This is a genomic window from Providencia rettgeri (genome assembly GCF_041075285.1).
Taxonomy (GTDB): Bacteria; Pseudomonadota; Gammaproteobacteria; order Enterobacterales; family Enterobacteriaceae; genus Providencia; species Providencia rettgeri_G.
Window position 1 is genome coordinate 4,077,140 of sequence record NZ_CP163512.1, and the last position, 20,282, is coordinate 4,097,421.

A 20,282-nucleotide genomic window follows, 5' to 3' on the forward strand; every position below is an offset into this window, starting at 1 on the left:
ATCTTTCTTTTTCTACTGTTTGTTACTCCTTTCGTATTCGCTGAAAATAACTATTTTCGCCTAGTTATTCACGGTGGTGCCGGAGATATTACGGAACAGAATATATCGGAAGAATTAAAAAAAGAACACGAAAAAAAACTCACGGAAGCATTACAAGCGGGATACACAATTTTATCGCAAGGGGGCGATAGTATTGATGCTGTCCAAGCGGCAGTAATGGTGATGGAGGATTCACCCTTATATAACGCGGGTAAAGGTGCATCATTAACGGTTGATAATAAAGTCGAATTAGATGCCTCGATCATGGATGGCCGTGACCATAAGGCGGGTGCAGTCGCAGGGGTTTCTCATATTAGAAACCCTATAATGGCGGCCTATAAGGTGATGACTAAAAGCCCCTACGTGATGATGGGGGGGATTGGTGCTGAAGAATTTGCACAAGCTGAAGGGTTAGATATTGTCGAACCCTCTTATTTTATTATTGAATCACGGACTGAACAGTTAAAAAAGGTTAAGGAGATTAGCCAAAAGGTTGAGCAAGAAAAAGGCGTTAATGCGGCTTTGTATCAAGACCCTCTAATGTATGACTATAAGTATGGCACGGTGGGGGCTGTTGCAGTCGATATTCGCGGTAATTTAGCGGCTGCGACTTCAACGGGAGGGACAACCAATAAGCATTATGGCCGTATAGGCGACTCTCCGATTATTGGCGCAGGAACTTATGCAGATAATAATACGATTGCGATTTCAACCACAGGCTTAGGTGAAGCTTTTATTCGTACCGTGGCGGCTTACGATGTGGCGGCACAAATTAAATATCGACAAACACCTCTTGCAGAGGCGGCAAAAAATACACTGAATTCTGTGCAGGAAATGGGGGGCGCAGGGGGGATGATTGCAGTCGATAATAAAGGTAATTTTATTATGCAGTTTAACACTAAAGGTATGTTTAGAGGGACGATAGGGCAAGATGGCGTGCCGCAAGTGGCTATTTATGGCCTATAACATTCGTTATAAATAGCGCTTATCAAGAATTCATATAGTTAACCGATTTTCTAGCTTTTCATTTCATATATTTTTGTTTTTACTGTTTCCCATGTTGACGGTTTTGCCTACTTAAACATAGCAGTTGGTAGGCTTTTTTTTATGCGGCTAATCTAAATGGCAAGTAAAAGAAGAAAACGCTTCATCTTTTAAAATATAAATATTGTCATTCATTTTTGTAACATTGACATAATATTTTATTTTATCTTTTTCTAATTGAATAAAATTAGAAAATAGTTCATTTGGTGTATTATCCGATATAGTCACAGAAGATGATTTAAAGCTTAATAAATAATTGTTTTTTCGGTCAATGGGCTGATAGCTAAAGTAAATTGCCCTATCAACTCGATAAGCCTTATCCCTATCTTTAATGTTTCCATAAATATTTATTCTCCCTGAGTTTTCATCTGATAACATCACATTAAGCTTTGATTCTAAAACCAGCCCTTCTGGTGTGCTGTTATCTTTAATCCACACAACTTCAGAATGACAAATTTTAATATCATTTTCTTTTTTATTTATTAAGATAGATGATATTGAGGCTGTCGCAATGATAGCAATCGATACAAGAATATACTTTTTCATTTAAATTCTCTGATCGTTAATTGAAACGCAATTATATTTATCTTTTTCACCTTTACAGATGCTGATTGCAATGTTTTTATCGAATGAATATGTTTTATTCAAATCGGATAAAAGAATAACACGCTTTGGTTCTTCGCAGGAAATATTATATTTTTCTAATTTTTTATTTACAAAAGCAATATTGCCACTTGTTGTTTTTCCTATCATATCTGCTGGTGTTTGTATAACACAGTTTCCACGGGTACCTACAGTCAGGTAAGCTGTTTCCTGATTAATACTCGGCGTTTTTGTGTTAAAAAAGAAATAAATAGAAAAACAAATGACTAAAGTAATAATAAAAAGGAATAAAATTTTTATATTTTTCTGTTTTTTATCGTTAATAGCCATGGGGCTGCTTATGGGGATTGTTGCAGTTTTTAGCGCACTCTCCTCTGGTATATTATCAATGGCAGCACCACTACTGACTAAGGGATTGGTTGTGACATTATGCGATTTAATTGCATAATCATGTTTATCTACGCTTAAATGAGAAGTTGCTGAGTTCTCAATTACACTGCCATTTTCGTATGGTTCAGTGGCTTCAATTGGAAAGTCGGCATGATAATTATTTTCTATCTTAAATTTAGTGATTTGGCTGTTAATTCTAAAACCTTTTTTAGGTACTGTAACGATAGATTTCGGATCGATGCCGATAATTTCAAGTTTTTTTCGTATTTCACTAATATAAGTATTTAAATTGTTATTTGAACCCACTAACCCGTATTCTTCCCATACATTGGTTAGAAGCTCATCTCGTGTGGCAATACCTTTTTTGATATTTAATAACAAGATCTCATTGAATAATCTCGAAGCTGGTTTGGATAATTCAATAGATTGATTTTTGTCATCTTTTAAGTAAATGAGACTTGTTTTTTGTTCGAAAATAAACTTGTCATCAATAGTATAGTCATGTTCTTCAATCATAAATATTACTTGCTCTCTCTAATTGCAAAGTATGACCCAACTAAGCTACAAACAGGAGTAGCTTAAATAAATAAAATGTTATTTAGGTTAAATTTTTGATTAATAATTTATTGTTGTTCTTATAGTCTAAATAGGGAATCCATTAACTGCAAGTATTGAGCGATGAGGTTTTTTGAAATAACTGGCAAAATTATTGAATTGAAAGGATTATCATTATTTAAATCTATAAATTTAAATAATGTGTATAATTAAATTTGGTTTAAACTCTTTTGGCGCTTAAAAACAATCTTTTTATCTATAAAAATACAAATTCATTTATCAAACTTCTTATAGGAAAACTCCTACGTAAGAACGCTTATATTTAATTTACCTTATGCTCATTATTACCTTATGTCAATATTATTAGGTAAGGAGGTAAGCCTTACCTAATATATTTAAATTTTAGTATTTATATTCAATTCCTAACCAGTAATTTCGCCCTTCTTCAATATACCCATTTGTGTATTCATAAGATTTATCAAATAAATTATTCACAGATGTGTTTACTGATACACCTTTCCCTAAGTCATAATCTAAGCGCAAATCTGTTTTAGCAAATCCGCGCACTTTACTTTCATCATCCACATAGTTAAATGCCCAGCTTCTCGCCTCTTCGGTCACTGTAATACTAAACGGCTCATAAGGGGTGAATTTTACCCAAGCAAAGGCTTTATGGGTTGGCAATTCAGCTACGTGTTTGACGCTGTAGTGCTTAGGATCCGCATGGATATACCCGTAGCTTAAACCGGCTTCCATCCAATCGGTAATTTGGCCTGTCGTGCCTAGATCAATACCAAAGTAGTCGACTTTACCACTATTGCGGTTTTCTAATATAGGGGCTCCATTTTTATCTGTGCCAATACGATGTGCCATAATGGCATCTGAAACGTGGTTGTAATAAACACTTGAGGTGTATGACCAAATCGGAGAGATATGCCCTTTATAGGTTAAATCGTAAGTCAGTGCTCGCTCAGCATCAAGGTGTGGGTTAATAACAAAAGTGGCAGGCGTTTTCATTTTTTCTTTGGTATAACGCTCTTTTTGCGTAGGGAAACGGCTTCTTTCCGATACGGAGAACTGCACGGTATCTTCGTTCGCTAAGTGGTAGCGTGCCATCACTTCCCAGTTGAACGCATGTTGGCTATTGCCATCGTATTTCTCAAAACCGCTTGATTTGTAATCATAGCGTTTACCATCGGCACTTTTACGCCAGTCATAACCAATACCGCCGATAATATCTAAGTTATCAGTGGCGACCCATTGATATTCTGTAGCAATAGAATAGGTATTGTCTTTATAGTGGTCGAAGGGCACATCTTTTCTTGCACGGGCACGGTGAACGTCTTCTTTCCAGTGTGCGGCAAATGACAGCATATCGAGTTCACGTACGGTAAAATCAGCACGCATATCGGCACCATTGCTGTAGTCATCGTAACGGCTGTAGTTATAGGTGCCGTCTTTATAGTCCTTAACAGATCTATATTGATGAAGTGTATTCTTGAATGTATCGTGGTACAGGCGGCTCTGTAATGCGATGTCATCGGTTATTTGGGTTGTTCCATTGAAATAAATACTTTCTTTGTCATAAGCTGGCCATTGCCAAATTTGAGGTTTGGCATTTGTCACACTCGGCGGGCTATTTTTATCCCCATCTTGTTTTAGATAGGTAACCACATATTCGTCGGCTTCACGAGGTGTCCAGCCCACTTTCACCATCATGCGTTTGTCGTCGGTGGCTGAATTCGGGCGACGACCATGATTGCCTGCTAACGGGTTGTTGTTTTCAGAGCTCGGTATTCCCATAAAACGCTGTTTATACTGGCTACCACTGACTTGAATAAACCCTAAGTCATTGCGACCACCTAGTCGTGCGCTAATATTGTGGGCATTATCTGCACCACGGGCAAAACCTTGGTTTAAGCTGATATTGGCTTCAAACGGCTTTTTTGGGGTTGCGGTGGTTAAGTTAATCGCACCACCCATTAAGTTTGGTCCTTGCAGTAACGAGGTATAGCCTGTAGAAAGCTCAACACTCGCTAGCTCGCTGGTCATAAAACGCCCTAAGTCCAGTGTGCCGTCATAAGGGACGTAGGTTGGGATACCATCAAAAAAGATAGGGACTTGGCGGCTATCGAAACCACGTACATTCACTTGCGTTTCATTACGGTTACCTGATTTTTGAATGGAAACACCCGGTAGGGTACTCAATGCTTGTGCCACATTGGTTTTATTCAATTGCTGCATTTGCTGCTCAGTGATGATATTGGCATCCGCCGCCAGTGGCGTACTCCAGACAGACATCACATCACTATTTTTTTCTGCTTTAGGGGCAGATGCGGCGTGCCCCTGTGCTGCGAATAAAGCCATCCCAACCAAATAGGTAATTTGTTTTATTTTCATTATGTCTTTCCAGTTTCATTAATTACAGTATATTGTTTTTTATATAACGATATGCGTGATTAGCCATCAGTTTATGCAGCCTACGGGGTAGGCTGTTTTAGCAAATGGTTTTTTAACGCTGACTTTTTAGGTTACTGCTTAAAAATTTTCACTTTTATATCTCGAGGTGCAGCATAATAAGGTGCCGATGTTACTAACAATGGCACACCAGTTTGTGCAAATGCCTCAATGGTTTTTAAATTTATCCCGCCCGCTAACGATAACTGGCAAGGCCGATTTTGCGCTGTGGCGAGCTGCTGTAATTGCTGAATTTGTTCTATCGGCAATTTATCGAGTTGCACAATATCCGCTTGTGCCTTGATAGCAAGTTCAGCTTGTTGATAATTATCCGCTTCAACAATGATTAACTTTTCAGGAGCATTTTGGCGTAGCGTTTGTATATGAGCACACCAATCATCTGGATTTTCAAGGCATTGGCGATGGTTAGTAAATAGCAATATACTTTCTGCACTGCCTGTTCGATGAATAATAGCGCCCCCTGCCAAAATCGCAGTTAAGGCAAGAGGCTTAGTGTTGGGAATAGTTTTTCGGGTACAGGCGAGTTGTCCATTGGGTTGATATTGACGCAAGATAGCGACCATTTGTTGGGTATAGTGGCTGACACCACCGCACCACTCAAGGACGTTCTGTACCGCTTTCCAAGCTTGGTGTAAAGCGTCAATCGGCCCTGTCCCATGAATTAAAATCGTGTGCGGCTCGACAAGTTGCCCATCGTGAGAAAGGCATTCACAAGTGATCCCAAGTTTCTCTAACATGCGTTTGGCAATGTGGATACCACTGACACACCCCCCATATTTAGAAGTAAATGTCATCACACCAAGCTGAGAATTTAACCCGAGAGCTCGGGTAGTGAGGTCACCATATTGAATATCATCCAACAGTAATTGGTCAATTAAGGCATCAGGTAGATAAATCATAATGAGAGTTCCGATTCGGCAACAACATCCCAAGATACCATAGCCCAATCTCTTGATGGATAAGCTATTTTTTTACCAGATGCGGTTTGTGTATCGTAATAACGGCGAAGGATCTCCGTTTCATTCGGGGTGATATTTTTAAGTGACCAATTAACGCTATCCACAAAGGCTTCAAAACTATCAAAGCCACCTTTGTTCGGGCTCTTAATAAAATCAACACGGGCGTTGATGCCCATTTGATGTAAGATATTCACCGCATAAATATAGGTTGGCAAACGGATCACTTCACGACCGATTTCACGAATAATATTTTCATCAATAAAGGTTGGATTGATGGTATGAGTGGTATAAACGCGCAGTTTTGTTTGGCGATTGAGCTTAAGTAGCGCCGCTTTTAAATCATCCACTAAGGTTGAACGGGAGGCGACAGAAATATCGACTTTAGGCAGTGTCTCCCAACTATCTTCCCAAGCTAATTGTTCAAAGCGGGCATGGGTAATCCCCAGCTCTTTGGCACGAATTTGCGCCATTTCCAGCATGCCACCACTGTAATCAATACCAATAACCTCTTTAAATTCATTGGCGAGGCACAGGCTAATAGAACCAGGACCACAGCCCACATCCAGTAGAGTTTGGGCACCCGTAAAATCCATCAGTTCACGAAAGCGCACTAAATAGGGATCATGAGGATTTGCACAATTTTGCGCCATTTGCTGGGCTTTTTTGTCCCAATGCTCCGGTTCTTTACGTGTTCTATGGGCTTGCTGCATATGTTCTTGGTACATTTTAGAAAAATCGATCTGGTTGATTAACATGATCCCTGACCTTAATAAGAAAATGTTGATGGAAGCTGGAAGTGAGCTTGAATACTCTGCTCATCCACATTATAAAGTGCTGCCAAGTTAGTGAGTGTTAGCATACTTTTTGATAAACCCTGTCGTGCTTTTTGTTGTTTATCCAGCAAAATGACGTTGTCGGCGATGGCGGCGGCATGTTGTGGGTGATGAGTCGACATCAGTACCGTCATACCATGAGCTTTCAATTTTTCAATTTGTTCAAGTAGGCGAATTTGATTTCCAAAATCGAGGCTAGCGGCAGGTTCATCCATAATAAGTAGTAAGGGTTTTTGTATTAATGCACGAGCAATTAAGACTAATTGTTTTTCACCGCCACTCAGTGTGCTGTAAAGGCGGCTTGCAAGGTGAGGGATGTTAAGCCGTTCGAGTTGTTGAAGGGCTTGGTGTTTTTCAGCATCCCCTGGGACAGAAAATAAGGAAATATGTGGGGTTAACCCCATCATCACCATATCTAACACGGTAAAGGTAAAAGGCGTATCATGAGCTTGTGGTACGTAAGCAATTACTTTCGCGATATCCTGCTGTTTTAAGCTTTTTATAGATTGATTGTTCAGTAAAATATCGCCATGGATCGCTGGAAGCAAACCTAATATTGTTCTCATTAAGGTGGTTTTTCCACAGCCATTAGCACCGAGTAGGCACGTAATCTCCTTTTCAGGTAAGGAAAGATTGATGCCATCGATTATTGCCGTGTGATGATAGCCAATGGCGACATTGTTGAGGGTCATTATGGTCATTTGACCCGCCTTGTTTGCAATAAAATAGCTAAAAAGAACGGTGCACCAACGGCAGAGGTTAAAATACCCAGCGGTAATTCAATATCCGCAATCGTGCGAGCGAGGGTGTCGGTAATTAGTAGCATAATCGCCCCGATCGCCAATGAGGCAGGGAGTTGATAACGAAAGTTAGCACCCACTATCATCCGAGTTATATGGGGGACTATCAACCCTATCCAACCGATAATACCTGCGATAGACACAGCACTTGCTGTGAGTAATGTGGCACAGACAATAAAGATTGCGCGAGTTAAACCAACATTAACCCCCAGGCTTTTGGCCTCTTCGTCCGATAAACTCAGCAAATTCATTCGCCAGCGCAGTAAGAGCAAAGGAATGATACCAATGATCATTAATGGTAAGACCGATAATAGGTCTTCTTGGGTAATGGATGATAAGCCACCCAGTAGCCAGAAGGTAATTGACGGTAATTGGGTATAAGGATCAGCGAGGATTTTCATTAATGAAATAGCGGAACCACAGATAGCACTAATGGCGACACCGACCAGTACTAACGATAAAATAGGATCGTGTTGGCGAGCAAGGTGGGCAATAAAGCACACCAGCGCCACGGTAATCAAACCACCAATAAAGGCGGCGAGCTGAATATAAAGTAATGATTGTCCGAAAAAAATACCGATAACCGCACCAACGCCAGCGCCGGCTGATACACCTAAAATATCAGGAGAAACCAGTGGGTTGCGGAACATCCCTTGATAGGCAGCTCCCGCAATGGATAATCCCCCACCAATAATAATTGCCGCTAATGTGCGTGGAAAACGTATTTGCCAAAACACTGTTTCGTTGCGTGGGTCACTCACCTCAATTTGAGAGGAAAATAAGCTGGCAAATAGACGATACAGCTCATTAAGAGTAAGTGAATACTTACCACTTGTTAAAGCAATCACTAAGCTAATCAATAAAACGAGAATGAGTAATAAGGGCTTAATTCCCTTGTCCATCACTCCACTCATGATTTTTCCATTAGCAAATCGGCTTGCTCAGAAGTTAATGGCGAATGATAGAAAAGCGCGAAAAATTCAGCGAGATCCTGTTTCATTGTTGCAGCGATGCGTTGATCAAAGTGACTTTGTAAACGACGCATACCGAGAAGGCGGTTAACACCAGGTGGACCATCTAACCAGCCAAATGGCATCCCTGTAAAAACCAGCAGTTGTTGATCTGCGATGGCATTTAGCCCTTGCCACAATGGAGAGGTGGTCATAAATTCAATCGCTTCTTCATATTGCGTTATAATGATGTCGGGGTTCCATTGATAGAGCTGTTCCATGGAAACGGTGGTGAGGCCACGGAAATTTGGAATATCGACCACATTACGTAAACCAAGCATTTCAATGGCCTCGGTATGTATTGAGCCTTTCGCTCCCGTTTCTAGCCCTTTTGCACCACGAGCAAGGTAAAAACTTAACGGTTTTTGTTGGGACGTATTTGCAAAGGCAGCGGCATCATCTAGATAACGTTGAGCTAGTTGGCTAAGCCTTTGTGCTTGATGCTCAACACCTAAGGTTTTTCCAAGCTGAGTGAGCTGCAAGGGGGAATCTTTTAATCCACCGGCAATCAATAAGTAGGGAACATTCGTCTGTTTAGCCACTTTTTCGGCTTGTGAGCGATAAGTGTCATCAATATTCCCTGTGTCGATAATCAGATCAGGGTTATAAGCTAAAAGTTGTTCTAACGATAGTGTGCTTCCTCGACCCGCTAAGCGGCCATAAACAGGTAAATCGAGCCATTGCTTTGCAAAAAGCCCTGTATGGCCTTTTTTCAACGAAATAGAGGCGAATCCGACCATTTTTTCGGGCGCAAGGGCAAACATCAGTAAATCAGCGGGGGGACCTGAGCTGATAACACGCTGAATATGGCTTGCGGAAGGAAGTTGCCCAAAGATGACTTCTTCGACTCGGTGCTGACCCCGAGCGAAACTGGGTAAACTATAGAACGTCGCAAGTAAGGCACAGGATTGAAGAAATTGTCTACGATTAATTGCCATAATAAATCTGAATATACTCGTTATGATAATAGTTATATAGCGCGAAAATTAGCGGAGTCATACTAGAGAGTCAACCCGAAAAGTTGAGTTGTTGGAAAAACTCGACATTTGTGTGATGTAAATCAGTAACAAAGATTGCTATCAATAAAAAGATCGCTGAACATAGAGAGCTAATTTTATAAATATCACTTTGGACCTATGAAGAAAAAAAGACCTTCGTTGCAGGATGTAGCAGACCAAGTCGGCGTCACAAAAATGACGGTGAGCCGTTTTTTACGTAACCCAGAGCAGGTTTCGGCCGCTTTACGTGAAAAAATCGCCGAGTCCCTTGAAAACTTAGGTTACATTCCGAATAAAGCCCCAGATATTTTGTCGAATGCAACTAGTCATGCCATTGGGGTGTTGCTTCCGTCGTTAACCAACCAAGTGTTTGCCGAAGTGATCAGAGGGATAGAAGCAATAACCGACCGCCACGGCTATCAAACTATGTTAGCGCACTATGGTTATTTGCCTGAAAAGGAAGAGGAAAGGCTTACGTCATTGCTATCATATAATATTGATGGCGTAATTTTGGCAGAGCGAACACATACCGAACGCACTTTACGCATGTTAAAAACGGCGGGTATCCCTGTTGTTGAAATTATGGACAGTGTTTCCCCTTGTCTAGATATTGCTGTGGGGATTGATAACTTTGAAGCCTCACGCCAAATGACTCGCGCGATGATTGAGCGAGGCTGCCGTAAAGTCGTTTATATCGGGGCAAGGCACGATGAGCGAACGTTTATCCGCTTAAAAGGTTATGAACAAGCAATGTTAGATGCAAACCTTGAGCCGCGCAATGTGATGACGCAAGCCAGTTCATCGTATTCATTAGGTGCGCAATTATTGCATGATTGCCGAGCGAAATACCCAGATACAGATGGTTTGTTTTGTACTAATGATGACTTGGCTATCGGGGCGGTGTTTGAGTGCCAACGATTAGGGATTAACATTCCTCAAGATTTGGCTATCTCGGGTTTCCACGGACACGATGTGGGGCAAGTGATGACACCGAAATTGGCCAGTGTGCTAACGCCAAGGGATCAAATGGGGCGCAAGGCCGCAGAAGTGTTACTCGCTCGGATGACAGGCAAGAAGCTAACGGAGACGCATTTTGATGTGGGGTTTTCGATTCTTACCGGCGAGAGCATCTAATTATTTCCCGTCATACTTCAAATTATAGGGGTGTTGGCTGCTTTCGGCTACTCAGGTCACATACTGATGTATGCTCCCTGAGATATCCTCATTTGCCGCCTACCTATAATTTGAATTATTTAGGGAAATAACGAGAGTCAATCGACTTAGCTGAAAGATAAAACTGTATTGCGTTAGCTTTGTTCGGTCACACAGGTCAGATACTGATGTATGTTCCTGCGATGTCCTCACTTTGCCGCCTTGCGACAACTTGAACTATTTAGAATATATAGCGGTGAGATAATTTTAAATTCGTCATATTTCAAGCTGTAGTTGTGTTGGCTGCTTTCGGCCACACAGGTCACATACTGATGTATGCTCCCTGAGATATCCTCATTTGCCGCCTACCTATAATTTGAATTATTTAGGGAAATAACGAGAGTCAATTGACTTAGCTGAAAGATAAAACTGTATTGCGTTAGCTGCTTTCGGCTACTTAGGTCACATACTGATGTATGCTCCCTGAGATATCCTCATTTGCCGCCTACCTATAATTTGAATTATTTAGGGAAATAACGAGAGTCAATCGACTTAGCTGAAAGATAAAACTGTATTGCGTTAGCTTTGTTCGGTCACACAGGTCACATACTGATATATGCTCCCTGCGATATCCTCATTTGCCGCCTACCTATAATTTGAATTATTTAGGGAAATAACGAGAGTCAATCGACTTAGCTGAAAGATAAAACTGTATTGCGTTAGCTGCTTTCGGCTACTCAGGTCACATACTGATGTATGCTCCCTGAGATATCCTCATTTGCCGCCTACCTATAATTTGAATTATTTAGGGAAATAACCTGCTAGTCTGTCATTCCACATTACTTCCCTTTTTCGCGTATTTTCTTTGTTTCTGACAGATTGAGAGTAGCATCACAGTTCTGTTCTCTTATTCGCCAATTTTATTGCAATAAATCCGTACTAATAATAATGTTACCAGTAACAAGTTACCGGTAACATTGCCGAGTAATAAAAAATAGAACAACGATAAAGCCAGAGGAGTTTTCTATGAGTGATACCCAAAAACAAAATTATACATTTGTCTTAATGGGGGTATCGGGTAGCGGCAAATCAGCGGTTGCTAATGGTGTAGCTCAGCAATTGCAAGCCGCCTTTCTTGATGGTGACTTTTTGCACCCAAAATCGAATATTTTAAAAATGGCATCAGGACACGCATTAAACGATGAAGACCGTCATCCTTGGTTGGTGGCGTTGAATCAAGCCATTTTTGCCATGCAAAGAACGAATGATATTTCGTTAGTGGTGTGTTCAGCACTGAAGAAAAAGTATCGTGATATTTTAAGGGACGATAATAAAAACTTATTTTTTATCTACTTAAAGGGCGATGCTGATGTTATTGAAGAACGACTCAAAGCGCGTAAAGGGCACTTTTTTAAACCTGAAATGCTCAAAACGCAATTTGCAGCATTAGAAGAACCTAACGAAGCAGAAACTGATGTGCATGTTGTGGATATCCGCCAGTCTCTTGAAGACGTCATCGGTAATACCTGCTCAACGATCACACAGATTGTCGCTGGAGATAAAGTATGAATAGCGTTGAAACACTCAGCACGCTTACGTTAGTGCTCACGGCAGTGGGCTCTGTTGTATTACTGCTATTTTTAGTTATGTATGCACGGTTACACGCCTTTGTGGCCTTGATGATTGTTTCCATTGGTGCAGGGCTATTTTCAGGAATGCCCGTGCAGCAAATCACGGAAACGATGCAAAAAGGAATGGCGGGAACACTAGGCTTTTTAGCGATTGTGGTTGCACTCGGGGCGATGTTTGGAAAAATCTTGCATGAAACGGGGGCATTAGACCAAGTTGCAAATAAATTGCTTAATTTGTTTGGCGAAAAACGCGCGCATTATGCAGTGGGGATTGCAGGGTTAATTTGTGCATTGCCTCTCTTTTTTGATGTTGCCATCGTTTTGCTTATCGGCGTTGTATTTGCAGTTGCAAATCGTACTGGGCATAACGTTGTGCGTTTAGCGATCCCCTTATTTGCTGGGGTCGCCTCAGCGGCAGCTTTCTTATTGCCAGGCCCTACACCAATGCTAGTGGCTTCCCAAATGGGCGCTGATTACGGCTGGATGATTTTAATCGGCTTATGTGCCGCAGTTCCAAGTATGATTTTAGCCGGTCCATTATTTGGTAGTTTTATTAGTAAGTTTGTTCATATTGATATTCCAGCGGATTACCAAGCACCAAACACAGAACATGGCAAGATGCCAAGTTTTGGGTTCAGCTTATGTTTAGTGCTATTCCCATTGGTTCTGGTTGGTTTAAAAACCATTGGTACGCACTTAGTTGAAAAGGGAACTGCACTAGAACATTGGTTAGAATTTATTGGTCATCCCTTTACCGCACTATTATTAGCGTGCTTATTGGCGATTTATGGTCTGGGTTTCCGTTATGGGATGGATAAAGAGAAAGTGATGGAAATCTGCTCCGCAGCCATTCAACCGGCGGGCATTATTTTGCTGGTCACTGGTGCTGGTGGGGTGTTCAAACAGATCCTTGTGGATTCCGGTGTTGGTCCAGCATTAGGTGATTCTTTAATTGGTGCAGGTTTACCGATTGCGCTTGCATGTTTCGTATTAGCTGGTGCAGTACGCGTTATTCAAGGTTCCGCAACAGTGGCTTGTTTAACAACCGTGGGTTTAGTGTTACCGGTTATCAGTGAGCTCGGTTATTCGGGCGCGCAGTTAGCTGCGTTAGCGATTTGTATCTCAGGCGGTTCATTAATTTTAAGCCATGTAAATGACTCTGGATTTTGGTTATTTGGTAAATTTACCGGGGCGACGGAAGCGCAAACGCTGAAAACATGGACCGTGATGGAAACAATTCTCGGGACAACCGGTGCAGTTGTTGGGATGATTTTCTTTGCATTTTTATAATTGAAAATCAATACAATTAGTTTTCCTGGTTTATTTTCAAAAGCTATCCAATCTGCCGCCAAACAAGTTATGTTTGTCAGTAGTCTGAGAGCCTCGCAATGCGAGGCTCTTTCGTTTTTCATTAGCGGGAGAGTGAAATCTTGGGGAGCACAACCTCATGGCTGGGATTTGCGCTATTTGATACCACTCTCCTCTTAACTGGACTAAGTGATAATGCGATATGCTGGGTAAATAGCGGTGTTAGGCCCAAATCATGAGTGGCAAAGAAAATAATCGATTTTTCTAATCCTAATTCTTTTCTAATTGTCGTTAGAAAATGTAATGCGTCATGGGTTGCCATAAATGAAGTTGATTCATCCAAAAAAATAATTTTCGGTTTTTTGAGTAGGGTAATCGCTAACATCAACTTTTGTTTTTCTCCCGTCGAGGCTTGTACATCACTAATGAGTACATCGTTTAAGGTTTCTTGGCTAATTGGGAGTTTAGGGCAGCAAAGCTGAGTAATACGAATAATTTCACGGTCATCAAAGACACCGTGTAAATTAAAATTATCACGGATACTCCCATTGAGAAATGTTGAACTACCAGAATGGTAGGCAACGTTTTGTTGGAAAAATTGATGAGCTATTTCTTGTAGTTTGACATCATTGATCGTCACTTCACCCGAATATTGCTTTGAGAGACCACAAAGTGCATGGATCAATGACGTTTTTCCTGAGCCTGATACCCCAGTGATACCGATAATATTACCCGGCTGAGCATCAATATTTAGTTGGTTAACTATTTTTTTACCACCTATTTCTAAGGTAATGTGTTGTGCTTTAAAGCATTCAACGGAATCTAACAGAACACCCCGTTGTTTAAATAAGGGGAGTGTGTTCTCGGTAAGTTGAGATACACTATTTTGAATATGGAACAAGTGTGTTTTAACTAAGAATATCCGGTTAATAACTCCAGTAATTGCCCCAGAAAGGCGACCATTAATGATAAGTACTGCAATAATGGAAACTAGGCTTAATGTACCGCTCCCTACAGCTAAATAGCAGGCAACATACATCACGATCATGGATAGAAAAGTGTTGGTTTTAATGATTTCCATCCACTGGTGGTTGGCTTCATTTAGTTTGAGCTTGATTTTTTCATCTTCGTGGGTTTTTTGATCAACATAATGGTTAAAATGAATATCATTAATAAAGTTTAATTCACTTTTTTTCTGTTCAAATGAATAATAAAGTGCTGATTTTTCATAATTAAAATTATTGGCTCTCAACATGTTTTTGTAAGAACGAAAACGAATATGCAAGCATAAAAAAATAAGACCAGCATAATAAGTAAGTAAGAGTAGCGAATAAAAACCGAGCATGGCACAAATGCAAATTGTGAATAAAATGGCAAGGCCGATATCGTAGATAATTTGTGGTCTAATTTCCCATACTTGCAAAATAGACGCTTCAGCAGTTCTGATTTTGATAGCGGCGCTTTTACAATTTGTCTGTCTAAGAAGATTAACAAAATAGCGATTAAAAATACCAATATTTAGCTTAATGGTTTGTAGGTTTTTTTCATGGATAATATGTTTAATAAAAAACTCTAGACCAACAACAAATAAAAATATAATACTAATATAAAGCAATGATGCGATTGACTCACTATAAACTAACCTCGAATTAAATAAATTCGAATAAAGAGGTAATAGTAAAGCAAAAATCACTAAAGGAAGAGAGAATAGCGTTGATTTTGGTGTCAGATTGATTAGTGAACGATAAATTTTTTCTTGATTTAATGTTTTTGCACAAGCTAAAAAATAAAAAAGACGTTTACTTTTAAGTAATGATTCTGTGATTTTTTGGTTTGTTGTGAGATTGAAAAATTTACCATCTTTATTTTTAATAATAATGTATTCATCATCATGAATTTCCATGATAAACAAGAGTGGCATGGTTGTTGTGTTATCATAAATAACTTCTGAATATTGGTAAGTGAAAAACTGATTAACAATAAACTCATTGATATTATTTAAAACATATTTAGGATCGTAAGAGGAGGAAGGGGGCGAAAATGGCTCCCCTAATGCATTGAAATAATTAGTTATTGTTTGGTGGAAACTAGTTGGCTTCATCTTTTTTACTCTTAAAGAAACATGTATTGATATTTATTTTATCTTCAACGGGTTTTTTAGCATCAATAACTATTTGTGGGATGTTGCGTTTGATTAGTACCGTATTATAAATAGTGTAGGTCATTGCTGCATCTAAGGTGATATTATTCCCATAGCTACAAGATAGCTCTATTGTGTTTATTTTATCTTGTTTTAATTCTTTCATGATTTCATTATTTAAAACGAGCGATTGTGTAATGTTACTCGATATTGTATTTTCATTATCAGCGATAGACTGATTTTTAACTCCCTCGAGGATAGCCTTATTTTTATTTTTTTCCATTTCCATAGTGGTGGATAACACGTTTGCTAATAAGACGGACATTAATAACACCATGACAGCAACGGATGCAGATAGTGCAGAAACAAAACCCAACATAAACTCACCATACATTAAATGTGATATTATCGCTGATAAGAGCGGTAAGGTAATTTAAAACCGATATTTTCTTACTTGAAATATAAACCATTACAGGTAATCCATCGTGTTCAGGTAATAGCACAGTTCCTTGTTCTGGTGTGATTTGTACTGAATAAAAACGATCTTGACCTATTTTCTCTTTATCTATGAAAGAATCAGCACTGATTTGAGTGACACTTCCTCGAATCACTTTTTTAAACCCTGGCGATGTGACGACAATTTTTACTGGCAATTTAAGGGTGATAAATGGCCGATACTTAGCCAGTATTTTAGCGTTAATAACTCGAGTATCTTGGTGTTTTTTTAGTACCATAACGAGATCAGAAGCTTCAACGTAAGAGCCTTTTTCGAGATCTTTTTCAATACTGAGTACTACAGCGTCAGTGGGTGAAAGCACACTGTTTGCTCGAATTTTATTTCTCAGTAATTCGGCTTGGCCTGTATTTTCTAGCAGCTCTTTTTTTAATCGACTAAGCTGAGTTTCATTGTCCTGTATTTCACTAATTAACTGAGTAGTAAACTTTTTCTCAGATAAAGCCATTTGTCTTAATAAACTTTGTGCATTTAAATCCCCAGTCGTTATTAACGCAACCGTTCTACTAATATCTGTATTATTATTGAGCTTTTCAATTTCTGGTGCGCCAGCGGATGAAAGTAAAGAACCTTTTCTTTTTAAGATTTTGAGCTGGTTTTGTAATTCAACAAGCTCTTTTGTTTGTGCTGTATATTGTTCTGTTAAATTATAGGTCTCCATTTTTAGTAACATGTATTCAGAAAGTTGTTTGTAAGCACTCAATATTTTACTTTTTGGGTTTTTCGCGATAGAAGAGAACTCATCTTCATTTGTGATTTTACCCTCTAAAATGTGATTAAGGAGCACCTTATTTTCCACTAATTCATCAATGCGTTCATTGGCGAAACTGACTAAATGAGAGAGTGTTTTTTCCTGATGAAATACATCTAAATTAGTATACGAAAATAAAACTTGGTCTTTTTCTATTGAGTCACCAGCCTTTAAATTAAACATATTTATAAAGCCAGATGTTGGGCTGACGATTTCTAAACGATTAGATACACCAGAAATGATCCCTTCACCAGGAGAGGATATTTCAATTTCTGCAAGTGTAATATATGTAAAAAAGAAGAAAGAAAGACCAATCAGTATTTTAATTTTTTTTGGTATCAGACTTAGCTTATTAAGATGATGTTTCAATTTCTGCCAGCTTCCCAGTTAATTGTACATATTCCATTTTGTTCTTCATATCTGAAATTATTAGCTCTGCAATACGCCTTTCAATTGTTAACATATCAAAGAGTGTATTTACCATTTCATAAAAAGAAGATTGTGATATTTCATATTCACGTTCTTGGCTTATAATAATCGCTCTCATGGTGTCTAATTGTGCTTGTAAGCTAGTTAGCTCAGTTTCATTCGATAATGAAATAAACTTCAGGTTTTTAATTCTAGCGGTAGTTTCTTTATACTTATAATCAGCTTTACCTTTTGTAGCCTCATACATTTTGAGTTGGGCAATTTTTGATAATTTTTTATCTAAGTCAAATACATTAACTTTGACTTCTACACCAGCATAGGATTCGTTATGGTTCCTTTGTTTATCGAGATATCTTTCTTCAGCAATTAAACTTATATTAAATAAAGAGTCTTGTTGTTTTGCATTTTCCTTAAGAGCATCAGCTTGCATACGCAGTATATTGAAATCTATGTTTTGTTCAGTATGTTGATTGTCAATATATGTTGAATTGAGCTGCTTAATTAGCTTATTCGGAACTTGAACACCGCCTTCAGGGAAGGGGATCCCCGAGGCTAACTCAATATTTGACTTATATTGCTCTATTTCTGTTTTGATATTTTTCTGTTCTGTTTCAATTCGCTGCATTAATAATGTGGCTTGTTCAACATCACTTAATTTTGCGATCCCGCTTTGATATCGACGATTAATTGAAGAAAAAATAGTCTGTGCCTTGTGATTTAAGTCATCTGTCGTCTTCGTTAATTCATTAAGGTGGTGAATGCCAATTAGATTATTCGTAATCGTGATATACAGATCTTCTTTTTCTTTGGTTAAGGCAAGTTCTGTAGCTTTAAGTTTTAAGTCTTTTTCGTTAAAACGATGGTTTAACGTACTATCATAAATCAAAGCAGTTGCAGTCAATTGGTTGTTGATTGCATCTCCTTGTCTTTTCGCTTTGGCGGTTGCGGTTAACTTTGGTAGATAAAAATATTCAGTCTGTTTTGCTCGATATGCTTCTGCCTCAAGTTCTAACTTTTTGATTTTAATAGGGGTTGAATTGTCCATGACTCGATTGATAAATGAATTAAAGTTCTCTTTCTGTTCATCAGTTTGTGCAATGGCAAAATGAATACTGAATAAGGCGATAGATAGCCCTAATAGCGTTTTTTTAGTGAGCATGGGTTACTCCATCGATAATAATGTTAATAGTTTTTTTCTATTTTCCAATGACTTGGCTTGCAACCATTGGGTTGTATGACTAATTTCTAAAATACCTGCTGCCAATTGTTCATTTTCATGTGTGCGGTTTTTTTGTTCTTCTAGCAAATCATCTTTGAGGGCATTTAAAACATTCAGTTGTTGCTGTGCTACAGCAGATAACGAGGACAAACTGTTGTCTATATTGCTTGCCAGTTGACTGTTTTCAGGAATGGAAACGAGTTTTTTGGCGATATTGATATTCACATCTTGGAGAGTACATAATGTTTCTTTAATTTGATTAAGCTCATTTGCATAACCCATAACATCTTGCTTTTTTATGGTATCTTTTTCTTTTGCTTCTTTTTGATAAAAGAAATAAAAGAAGTTCAAGCTAACTAATAATAAAACAGAGATAGAAACACCAAGAATTGAGGTTAAAAATGCAAACGACATTGAATTTAGAGCCATTGAAATAGATGAAATCATCGCTGTCATTTTTTCTGCAACATCCCCATCCCCAGCAAGAGATGCTGAAATTGCGGTGATCATACCTGTTAGTCCAATAAAAGTACCAATTAGCCCTAATGAAACCGTAACGGAAGCAGAGAGCTTAGTTTGGCTTGCAAGAAAAATATAATGGCGATGGGTATTTTTTTTAAAAAGCTTATGGCAAACAAAGATAATCAATGGATAAATATAAATACCAATCATGGCATAACTAATTTCCGGTGCCAGTAAAATACATTGCTGAACCATCTCTTTAATGCCTTGAAATAAAAAGCAAGAGAGAAATGTTATTACATAAAAAAACAATCCAATATAGTACATTTAATTATAATCCCAATAGATGCATGAGTTCCAATCTGGACAATATTCGTTCGTCCCTTTTTTCAGAACGATTTTTTTATTGCTATCCAGCTTTTTGATTAGCGATGATACATAAAGAAGGTTATAGGCATTCTTCTCTTGGTTATTAGAGATTTTTTCATCGGTATAACCATATAGTGTAATTCTACTGCTATTTTTAAATTCATTTGTTAATAAATCTATTTCACTTTCAGTAAAGTGAATACCTCCTTTGAAGTAAATGATTTTTTTTGATATATCTAGTTTGATGTTTTCGAACTTTAACTGACCATAATTGATATAAGTATTGGCTGTTTTTAATCCACTGAAGATAAATACCATTGAGACTAATATGATGATACATAATGTACCACTTAATCCATCAACCATAGGCGCTAGCTCCTCGTCGGAGCCTTCATAGTCTTCTTCCATTTGTATTGTTAGCTCATTTTTAAAAATAAATTTGTATTGTTAGATTGATAAAATTAATACTAGGTATTCGTTCGGTTTTATTTATAGGTATATTATAGAGGTTATTATGTATCGCTCATTAGAATATGAGCTCAATATTTAGGAGTATTAGCTCATAGTTGATGGTTGAGCCGATAATTTTTTTCAGGAT

The 20,282-nt window shown here is 38.6% G+C and carries 18 protein-coding genes; 4 read left to right on the forward strand and 14 right to left on the reverse strand.

What is annotated here, in order from left to right; genetic code table 11:
* Positions 1 to 1,005, forward strand: coding sequence for an isoaspartyl peptidase/L-asparaginase family protein (locus AB6N04_RS18665; RefSeq protein ID WP_369312182.1), 1,005 nt, complete (start codon positions 1 to 3; stop codon positions 1,003 to 1,005).
* Between the two features lie 147 nt (positions 1,006 to 1,152).
* On the opposite strand, the gene AB6N04_RS18670 is transcribed toward AB6N04_RS18665, so the two are convergent.
* From AB6N04_RS18670 to AB6N04_RS18705, 8 genes are all read right to left on the reverse strand, one after another.
* Positions 1,153 to 1,629: a FidL-like protein gene (locus AB6N04_RS18670; RefSeq protein WP_369309715.1), complete on the reverse strand. Its 477-nt coding sequence runs from the start codon at positions 1,627 to 1,629 to the stop codon at positions 1,153 to 1,155.
* A complete protein-coding gene (locus AB6N04_RS18675; RefSeq protein ID WP_369309716.1) occupies positions 1,630 to 2,592 on the reverse strand; it encodes a transcriptional regulator in 963 nt (320 codons plus the stop codon).
* Positions 2,593 to 3,033: 441 nt separating this feature from the next.
* On the reverse strand, positions 3,034 to 5,031 hold the full coding sequence (locus tag AB6N04_RS18680) for a TonB-dependent receptor plug domain-containing protein (protein WP_369309717.1): 1,998 nt from the start codon (positions 5,029 to 5,031) through the stop codon (positions 3,034 to 3,036).
* A gap of 131 nt (positions 5,032 to 5,162) precedes the next feature.
* Complete coding sequence (modD, locus tag AB6N04_RS18685; protein ID WP_369309718.1) at positions 5,163 to 6,008, reverse strand: ModD protein; 846 nt, start codon at positions 6,006 to 6,008, stop codon at positions 5,163 to 5,165.
* Entirely contained in the window at positions 6,005 to 6,823 is an 819-nt protein-coding gene (locus AB6N04_RS18690) for a class I SAM-dependent methyltransferase (protein WP_369309719.1), read from the reverse strand. The genes modD and AB6N04_RS18690 overlap by 4 nt, the downstream gene beginning before the upstream one ends.
* Before the next feature lie 11 nt (positions 6,824 to 6,834).
* Positions 6,835 to 7,602, reverse strand: a complete 768-nt coding sequence (locus AB6N04_RS18695; RefSeq protein WP_369309720.1) for an ABC transporter ATP-binding protein — start codon at positions 7,600 to 7,602, stop codon at positions 6,835 to 6,837.
* Positions 7,599 to 8,603: a FecCD family ABC transporter permease gene (locus AB6N04_RS18700; protein ID WP_369312184.1), complete on the reverse strand. Its 1,005-nt coding sequence runs from the start codon at positions 8,601 to 8,603 to the stop codon at positions 7,599 to 7,601. The genes AB6N04_RS18695 and AB6N04_RS18700 overlap by 4 nt, the downstream gene beginning before the upstream one ends.
* An 8-nt stretch (positions 8,604 to 8,611) precedes the next feature.
* Entirely contained in the window at positions 8,612 to 9,649 is a 1,038-nt protein-coding gene (locus AB6N04_RS18705; RefSeq protein ID WP_369309721.1) for an ABC transporter substrate-binding protein, read from the reverse strand.
* Between the two features lie 198 nt (positions 9,650 to 9,847).
* Here AB6N04_RS18705 and gntR point away from each other — a divergent pair, with 198 nt between their 5' ends.
* The 3 genes from gntR to gntU all read left to right on the forward strand — a co-directional run bounded on the left by gntR (position 9,848) and on the right by gntU (position 13,782).
* The gene (gene gntR, locus AB6N04_RS18710) at positions 9,848 to 10,843 is read left to right on the forward strand and encodes a gluconate operon transcriptional repressor GntR (protein ID WP_369309722.1); all 996 of its coding nucleotides are present in this window, start codon (positions 9,848 to 9,850) and stop codon (positions 10,841 to 10,843) included.
* A gap of 1,044 nt (positions 10,844 to 11,887) precedes the next feature.
* A complete protein-coding gene (gene gntK / locus AB6N04_RS18715; RefSeq protein WP_369309723.1) occupies positions 11,888 to 12,430 on the forward strand; it encodes a gluconokinase in 543 nt (180 codons plus the stop codon).
* Positions 12,427 to 13,782, forward strand: coding sequence for a gluconate transporter (gene gntU, locus AB6N04_RS18720; protein ID WP_369309724.1), 1,356 nt, complete (start codon positions 12,427 to 12,429; stop codon positions 13,780 to 13,782). Before gntK ends, gntU begins: the two co-directional genes overlap by 4 nt.
* 121 nt (positions 13,783 to 13,903) lie before the next feature.
* On the opposite strand, the gene AB6N04_RS18725 is transcribed toward gntU, so the two are convergent.
* The 6 genes from AB6N04_RS18725 to AB6N04_RS18750 all read right to left on the reverse strand — a co-directional run bounded on the left by AB6N04_RS18725 (position 13,904) and on the right by AB6N04_RS18750 (position 20,092).
* The gene (locus AB6N04_RS18725; RefSeq protein ID WP_369309725.1) at positions 13,904 to 15,901 is read right to left on the reverse strand and encodes an ATP-binding cassette domain-containing protein; all 1,998 of its coding nucleotides are present in this window, start codon (positions 15,899 to 15,901) and stop codon (positions 13,904 to 13,906) included.
* On the reverse strand, positions 15,888 to 16,319 hold the full coding sequence (locus tag AB6N04_RS18730; protein WP_369309726.1) for a hypothetical protein: 432 nt from the start codon (positions 16,317 to 16,319) through the stop codon (positions 15,888 to 15,890). Before AB6N04_RS18730 ends, AB6N04_RS18725 begins: the two co-directional genes overlap by 14 nt.
* 4 nt (positions 16,320 to 16,323) lie before the next feature.
* Entirely contained in the window at positions 16,324 to 17,574 is a 1,251-nt protein-coding gene (locus AB6N04_RS18735; RefSeq protein ID WP_369309727.1) for an HlyD family efflux transporter periplasmic adaptor subunit, read from the reverse strand.
* On the reverse strand, positions 17,558 to 18,793 hold the full coding sequence (locus AB6N04_RS18740; protein WP_369309728.1) for a TolC family protein: 1,236 nt from the start codon (positions 18,791 to 18,793) through the stop codon (positions 17,558 to 17,560). Before AB6N04_RS18740 ends, AB6N04_RS18735 begins: the two co-directional genes overlap by 17 nt.
* Positions 18,794 to 18,796: 3 nt before the next feature.
* On the reverse strand, positions 18,797 to 19,570 hold the full coding sequence (locus tag AB6N04_RS18745) for a hypothetical protein (protein ID WP_369309729.1): 774 nt from the start codon (positions 19,568 to 19,570) through the stop codon (positions 18,797 to 18,799).
* 72 nt (positions 19,571 to 19,642) lie between these two features.
* A complete protein-coding gene (locus AB6N04_RS18750) occupies positions 19,643 to 20,092 on the reverse strand; it encodes a hypothetical protein (protein ID WP_369309730.1) in 450 nt (149 codons plus the stop codon).
* Between the last annotated feature and the right edge of the window lie 190 nt (positions 20,093 to 20,282).

Bases quoted from the DNA above. Each gene is read 5' to 3' on its own strand.
- AB6N04_RS18675 (WP_369309716.1), bottom strand. From the start codon at position 2,592: ATGATTGAAGAACATGACTATACTATTGATGACAAGTTTATTTTCGAA.
- modD (WP_369309718.1), bottom strand. From the start codon at position 6,008: ATGATTTATCTACCTGATGCCTTAATTGACCAATTACTGTTGGATGAT.
- AB6N04_RS18745 (WP_369309729.1), bottom strand. From the start codon at position 19,570: ATGGTTCAGCAATGTATTTTACTGGCACCGGAAATTAGTTATGCCATG.
- AB6N04_RS18725 (WP_369309725.1), bottom strand. From the start codon at position 15,901: ATGAAGCCAACTAGTTTCCACCAAACAATAACTAATTATTTCAATGCA.
- gntR (WP_369309722.1), top strand. From the start codon at position 9,848: ATGAAGAAAAAAAGACCTTCGTTGCAGGATGTAGCAGACCAAGTCGGC.
- AB6N04_RS18695 (WP_369309720.1), bottom strand. From the start codon at position 7,602: ATGACCATAATGACCCTCAACAATGTCGCCATTGGCTATCATCACACG.
- AB6N04_RS18670 (WP_369309715.1), bottom strand. From the start codon at position 1,629: ATGAAAAAGTATATTCTTGTATCGATTGCTATCATTGCGACAGCCTCA.
- AB6N04_RS18690 (WP_369309719.1), bottom strand. From the start codon at position 6,823: ATGTTAATCAACCAGATCGATTTTTCTAAAATGTACCAAGAACATATG.
- gntK (WP_369309723.1), top strand. From the start codon at position 11,888: ATGAGTGATACCCAAAAACAAAATTATACATTTGTCTTAATGGGGGTA.
- AB6N04_RS18700 (WP_369312184.1), bottom strand. From the start codon at position 8,603: ATGGACAAGGGAATTAAGCCCTTATTACTCATTCTCGTTTTATTGATT.
- AB6N04_RS18680 (WP_369309717.1), bottom strand. From the start codon at position 5,031: ATGAAAATAAAACAAATTACCTATTTGGTTGGGATGGCTTTATTCGCA.
- AB6N04_RS18705 (WP_369309721.1), bottom strand. From the start codon at position 9,649: ATGGCAATTAATCGTAGACAATTTCTTCAATCCTGTGCCTTACTTGCG.
- gntU (WP_369309724.1), top strand. From the start codon at position 12,427: ATGAATAGCGTTGAAACACTCAGCACGCTTACGTTAGTGCTCACGGCA.
- AB6N04_RS18750 (WP_369309730.1), bottom strand. From the start codon at position 20,092: ATGGAAGAAGACTATGAAGGCTCCGACGAGGAGCTAGCGCCTATGGTT.
- AB6N04_RS18740 (WP_369309728.1), bottom strand. From the start codon at position 18,793: ATGCTCACTAAAAAAACGCTATTAGGGCTATCTATCGCCTTATTCAGT.
- AB6N04_RS18730 (WP_369309726.1), bottom strand. From the start codon at position 16,319: ATGTTGGGTTTTGTTTCTGCACTATCTGCATCCGTTGCTGTCATGGTG.